The sequence below is a fragment of the Clostridium tepidiprofundi DSM 19306 genome (genome assembly GCF_001594005.1).
Classification (GTDB): domain Bacteria; phylum Bacillota; class Clostridia; order Clostridiales; family Clostridiaceae; genus Clostridium_AC; species Clostridium_AC tepidiprofundi.
Genome location: NZ_LTBA01000083.1, coordinates 1 through 5,522 on the forward strand (window position 1 = coordinate 1; position 5,522 = coordinate 5,522).

A 5,522-nucleotide genomic window follows, 5' to 3' on the forward strand; every position below is an offset into this window, starting at 1 on the left:
TATTACTGCTTTAAATTCTTGATCTCTTCTACACTTAATCCAGTAGCTTTTGACACTGTATCTTCATCCATACCCATAACCAATAGATTTTTGGCTGTTTTGAATATTCCTTCTTTAATTCCATTCCTTCCTTAATTCCTTTTTCCATTCCTTCTTTAATTCCTTCCTCTCTTGCACTGCTTATCATATTTGCCCTTTCATGAAGTGACTTTTCTCTCGCTTTATAAATCTCTATTGTCTTTGCATCACTACTTAAATATTCAAGTCTTTCCTCTACTCTCTTTATATCTTTATCCATTTCAATCAACTCCTTTAATTTTTCTTCTGAAATATCCTTATTAAAGAAAGTCAACCATCTCTGAAGTCTATCTTCTTTCAAATTCTTTACCTTCAATTCATTAAATTTTGGAATTTCTATAAAATGTATCTCTACCAAATCAGTGAGCATGTAATCCTTAGATTCATCTTCCCACAGATGAAACTTAGTATGAAACTTATCAAGCTTTATATAATTAAAATCCAATATGTTTATAGTTATTACCTTTGATAAATTCTTATAGTCTTCTCCTTTAACTATTGTTTCATTGAAAATTCTTCCCCAGTAAAACAGAGTTCTCTAAAATAAAATCATTCAAAGGTTTTAACCTCTCCATTATATCACCCTTTCCTATACTTATATTATATCTTAATTTTTGTTGTATTTTCACTATCTTTTGAAAAGAATTCGCATTTTTTATTAATACAAATTCTACAACAACAAAATTCCTTCTATTCCAAGTCTTTCAGGTTTTTGTTCACTGTTCTTAAGACATATTCCAGTATTTGCATTAAAAGAATCATCTGGCAGGCAATTATCTGCAACATATCTTCACAGTTGCTTTTCTATTACTTCGCTTGTAAGAAAAGTTTCTCTATTCTCACTTTTAAATTCTTCAATTATTTTAATTATTTTAGACAATAAATTATTACTAAAAAATGTTTTTGACATTGTCTTCATCTCCTTAGATTTATACAATGTAAATTTGATGAATATGTTATCATTTTAGTTATTTCATGGTATAATTATTGTGTAGTTAGTAATAAAAATTTGTAGTTGCTACTGTAGTTTTTAAAATAATTTTTAAGAATAAGTAAGACAAAGAAAATAACAATATATAGAGGAAAGAGAGATTTTGTCATGAACTTTAAATCTTTAAAGGATAAGTTAAAGGTAATAATAGATATTGACAATATAATACCTGCATCAATATTAATAATCATTATTTTAGGAACAGAACTAAGAAAACACCCTATGTTAGTACTATTTATTAGTTTGCTTTATTCAACTTACAGAATTCGAAAAGACCCTCCTAAGTAAAATAAAAATAGATTTACCTACTATAGTACAATCATTAAACAAAGAGATATATCTGATACGGATAATAGTAGTTTTTACACTAAAATACATAAGACAAATAATATAATAACTAGAATATGACCACTTGTCTTATGAATGGTCATGACTGCGAAAAAGCCATATTTTCTTATGAATATCGTTTTTCACGGGTATACTAAATCAATAAATTATATCTATATGATGTGAATGTTCAAGTTCGTGAACTACTCGCCACTTACTTCGTTGAAGTGGGAGCTTCTTGGTCAATAGCACCAACGTGCCAAGTTTACCCAAGCTCAAAAGGTCGCACCGACCTCGATATAATACCAGTTTTATTTCTTGGCAAGAAACTACCGTCTTAGACGATTGTAATCGTTCGGACTGCACCAACGTCAAGGCTTGGTTTTCGCTCTTTTGGTGCAGGACGTGTGCTTGAATATTTTACGTGGTAAAGCTTTTTCTTACCACAACCTTATATATTCAGTTTTATAAGAACTTTTATATTTTCATTATATCAAGTGGAGTGCATTTTTTCAAGGGCATTGAACCCTTTCAAAAATGATGTTATCCATCTCCCACTTATAGAAGATGGGAGACTTCCACACAAAATGTTAAATATTTTCATAGAATCGGATTTAGAAAACATCCGTTGCTTGTCTAAGTTGTAGTTCACATATTTTTAAGAAAGAAGGGATAAAAATAAAATCAAAAAATTCAGTTTTAATTTTTTCTATTTTTATTCTTTTGAGAAATCTTGGATATATAACACGGTTAGCTTTTAAAGTACCAACATATTGAAATCCATTTTTTAAAGAAGCTTTTATTATTTTTTCAACACTGCACCAACTACCAGTAGAATATACCCCTGATGGGGTGTTTTTGGCACTTATGAAATTGCTTTTATAACAATCATAATTTTAGATATAATGTTGCCTTCAGAATCATATTGCATTTTATCATAGAGCGGTAGCTCGTAAGGGATAGTTATATCCCCACATTGCAGAAGAACACCTACTATTTGATGACCATAAACTTTTTTATTTTTAGTATGAAAATGATGAAAACCACATAATTCAATTGAAGATTTTGCTCTTGACGAAGGTATAGTTCTCTCTGAAATAGTATCATCAATAATAACATAAATAGGTTGCCCAGTAGTTCGTGATAAGTCCCAAATTCTTTTTATAGCGAATTTTGAAAAAGCAACAAAGATTGTTTGCTTCACTTCAAATCTTTGTAATCTACCTGCTTATTACAAAAACTGCAATACAGTTTTTGTTGGTACGACAACAGAAAACATCAAAAAATAAGAAGTTTTACAAAGACCAGAGGTTATGAAGAGGTATAATTGTAGTCCTGATGATATTCTAAATCATAACAGTTCAAATAGTACAGGTGAATACAGTAAACCTCCAGTTTGTTTTAAGACACAAATAATAGTCCCAGATAAGGTTGCATATCTTTATGTTAACAGCTTTAATGCTTTAAGTGTTAATTCTGATAGAGATGGAATTTATAAATTTCTAAAAGAAATTAAGGATTATCCCAATTTAATTATAGATATAAGAGGCAATGGTGGAGGCTCAGAAAATTATTGGATGCAAAACATTGTTTCTCCATTGTTAAATGAAAAAATTACAACAATAAATTATATGCTGTTTAGGGGAGGAGAGTATAACAAGAAATTTTATGATGCTAGATATGCATTTGAAAGACATCAATACACTTGAACAATCTGTTATAAATACATTTCCGCCTGAAGCAAAACATAATTTTAAATATTATATCAGAAGGGTAAGAACAATAAAACCTAAAAAGTCTGTAGGCTTTGAAGGAAAAATATATCTATTAGTTGACAGACGCGTATATTCATCCGCTGAATCATTTGCAGCATTTTGTAAAACAAGCAAATGGGCTACCCTTATTGGAAAAAGGACGGGTGGAGATGGTATAGGTATAGATCCTATTCTATGTTCACTTCCCAACAGTGGTTTTGTCATAAGATTTACTGGAGAGATGGGATTAAATAGTGATGGTTCAGCTAATGAGGAGACACAAACTGAACCTGATATATCTGTAAGTCCAGTAAGGATTGAACTGGAAAATTATAGATATGATGAAGCAGTGCAGGAAGTGCTTAAGCATATAAATAAGTAATTTTTATAGATAAACTATTTCAAAATTAGGCATTTGAAAGAAAATAACAAGTCAAATATATTAGCATACTGACTAGTTATTTTTTTGAAAATGCCTTATAAATAGTTTATTAGGTATGAGGTGCTAGGTACTAGTTTAGTTATACCTGTAATTATAGTATTTGTTATTGTAAATGCTTTTACATTTACTAACAATAAGGTTTCACATATAATAGAAAATGTAAGCTTGGACGAAGTCATTGAAAATAGTATAACTAAATCTGATAATGATTTAATTTTTGTAAGGCACTTGACACCCTACAAAAGCTAGAATACAGTTTTTGTTGATATTTAATAAAACAAACTACAGAGAGGAATATCACAATGGAAATACTTGAAAAATATATTTTAGAAATGGAAGAAAAGTTATTAAGAACTGAAACAAGAGAATCACCTGTGAAGGATGATTTTGTAGAGTTTTGTAGTTCAGGAAAGGAGTATCATTATACTAAAGGTGATGTATTTAATAAAATTGAATATCAATGTAAAATAACAGAATTCAAATTGGAACAACTATCTAATCATTGCGTATTTGTAACATATAAGTTAATTAAATATAGCAAATCTAACAAAGAAAAACAGTATTCTTTACGTAGTTCAATATGGAAACTTTTAGATGATAACTGGAAAATGATTTTTCATCAAGGAACTTTGCAGACTAAAAACAAATAAATCTAGATTATAGAAATTATTAAAAGAAAGTAAACAAAAGCAGTGTAAAAAATTTTGTGTAAACTGAATAAAAACGACCTTGAGTTTATTTGTGATACAATTATTTACGTAAAAACAAAATTTTGATAACTAAATAATTTATAAATGAATAATCAGAAACTCTAATTATGGAATTTGGGTTTCTGATTGTAAATATATTGAATCATAGCTTTATGACATTGCCCCTGTGGTGTAGGCATTAGCCTCCCAATGTGATGTCCTGCATGTCGTACCATTTTAAAGCATCATAAAATTGCTCTTTTTTAAAATCAGGCCAATAATCATCTACCACATAAAAATCAGCATATACTGATTGAACAGGTAAAAATCCACTTAATCTTCTTCTCCCTCCCCAACGTATTATTAAATCTATTCTAGATATATCAGAGGATTTTATTTCAGGAAAACCAGTCAAATCCCAATCCCATCTATAGTTAACAAGAAAATTTACTTTTATACCACCTTTGCCAAATTTCTTTCTTGTTGTGAAAGGAAGCAATTCTTTAGGAAACATTTTCGACTCTGAATTACCAATAACTAATAATGATGCATTCTCATTTGAAAGCATATTTACTGCTTCAATACAAGCTTTTGTAAATTCTTTTGTCTGAACTGAGGGCCTCTTAGTATTATCCATAGTAAAGCCATAATATGTAATTTCACTAACACCCACTTTTTCACATAACTTAAAAAATTCTAACCCTGGATCTAAGCCATTCTTGTATCCATCTTCTTTATTCAATCCGTTTTTCTTCGCCCATCGTCTATTCCCATCAGGAATAATACCTATATGTTTTGGAATTCTCATACGTTCACTCCTCTCATTATAGATTATTTTCACAATATATAAAAAATATTCATATTATAGAAACATCATCCCCATTTCCTGGAATGCAATTGTTTCTATATATACTTATTATTCTTTATTCAATTTTTTCATCAAAAGCAAAACCACCATTTCTGGTGGTATAATACTTTTTTCGAAATTTATTTGATTAGAATCTTTTCGAAACATCAAATACACATCATTGTAAATTTAACTTTGCAATTTTTTCTAAGAGTCTGACCTCTTATATTATTGAATTGGAAAATTTTGCACCCCTGGGGTGTTATCTATTACTGCTTTAAATTCTTGATCTCTTCTACACTTAATCCAGTAGCTTTTGACACTGTATCTTCATCCATACCCATAACCAATAGATTTTTGGCTGTTTTGAATATTCCTTCTTTAATTCCTTTTT

General features: G+C 29.4%; 7 protein-coding genes. 4 read left to right on the plus strand and 3 right to left on the minus strand.

Annotation, left to right across the window (positions count from 1 at the left end; translation table 11 throughout):
* Positions 1 to 34 precede the first annotated feature (34 nt).
* A complete protein-coding gene (locus CLTEP_RS13355; protein WP_341372125.1) occupies positions 35 to 610 on the minus strand; it encodes an Rpn family recombination-promoting nuclease/putative transposase in 576 nt (191 codons plus the stop codon).
* A gap of 567 nt (positions 611 to 1,177) precedes the next feature.
* Between CLTEP_RS13355 and CLTEP_RS13360 the strand changes: the two genes are divergently transcribed.
* Entirely contained in the window at positions 1,178 to 1,357 is a 180-nt protein-coding gene (locus CLTEP_RS13360; protein WP_066827509.1) for a hypothetical protein, read from the plus strand.
* A 904-nt stretch (positions 1,358 to 2,261) separates the two neighbouring features.
* Here CLTEP_RS13360 and CLTEP_RS13365 read toward each other — a convergent pair.
* Positions 2,262 to 2,600 (minus strand): hypothetical protein, encoded by a 339-nt coding sequence (locus CLTEP_RS13365; RefSeq protein ID WP_066827511.1) that lies wholly within the window; start codon positions 2,598 to 2,600, stop codon positions 2,262 to 2,264.
* Between the two features lie 109 nt (positions 2,601 to 2,709).
* On the opposite strand from CLTEP_RS13365, the gene CLTEP_RS15510 reads away from it, so the two are divergent.
* From CLTEP_RS15510 to CLTEP_RS13380, 3 genes are all read left to right on the plus strand, one after another.
* The gene (locus tag CLTEP_RS15510) at positions 2,710 to 3,105 is read left to right on the plus strand and encodes a S41 family peptidase (protein ID WP_066827513.1); all 396 of its coding nucleotides are present in this window, start codon (positions 2,710 to 2,712) and stop codon (positions 3,103 to 3,105) included.
* Positions 3,065 to 3,532: a S41 family peptidase gene (locus tag CLTEP_RS15515; RefSeq protein WP_084364995.1), complete on the plus strand. Its 468-nt coding sequence runs from the start codon at positions 3,065 to 3,067 to the stop codon at positions 3,530 to 3,532. The genes CLTEP_RS15510 and CLTEP_RS15515 overlap by 41 nt, the downstream gene beginning before the upstream one ends.
* Positions 3,533 to 3,894: 362 nt before the next feature.
* Complete coding sequence (locus tag CLTEP_RS13380; protein WP_066827523.1) at positions 3,895 to 4,242, plus strand: nuclear transport factor 2 family protein; 348 nt, start codon at positions 3,895 to 3,897, stop codon at positions 4,240 to 4,242.
* 238 nt (positions 4,243 to 4,480) lie between these two features.
* On the opposite strand, the gene CLTEP_RS13385 is transcribed toward CLTEP_RS13380, so the two are convergent.
* On the minus strand, positions 4,481 to 5,089 hold the full coding sequence (locus tag CLTEP_RS13385) for an undecaprenyl diphosphate synthase family protein (RefSeq protein ID WP_066827525.1): 609 nt from the start codon (positions 5,087 to 5,089) through the stop codon (positions 4,481 to 4,483).
* Positions 5,090 to 5,522 lie beyond the last annotated feature (433 nt).

Bases quoted from the DNA above. Each gene is read 5' to 3' on its own strand.
- CLTEP_RS13360 (WP_066827509.1), top strand. From the start codon at position 1,178: ATGAACTTTAAATCTTTAAAGGATAAGTTAAAGGTAATAATAGATATT.
- CLTEP_RS15510 (WP_066827513.1), top strand. From the start codon at position 2,710: ATGAAGAGGTATAATTGTAGTCCTGATGATATTCTAAATCATAACAGT.
- CLTEP_RS15515 (WP_084364995.1), top strand. From the start codon at position 3,065: ATGATGCTAGATATGCATTTGAAAGACATCAATACACTTGAACAATCT.
- CLTEP_RS13380 (WP_066827523.1), top strand. From the start codon at position 3,895: ATGGAAATACTTGAAAAATATATTTTAGAAATGGAAGAAAAGTTATTA.
- CLTEP_RS13385 (WP_066827525.1), bottom strand. From the start codon at position 5,089: ATGAGAATTCCAAAACATATAGGTATTATTCCTGATGGGAATAGACGA.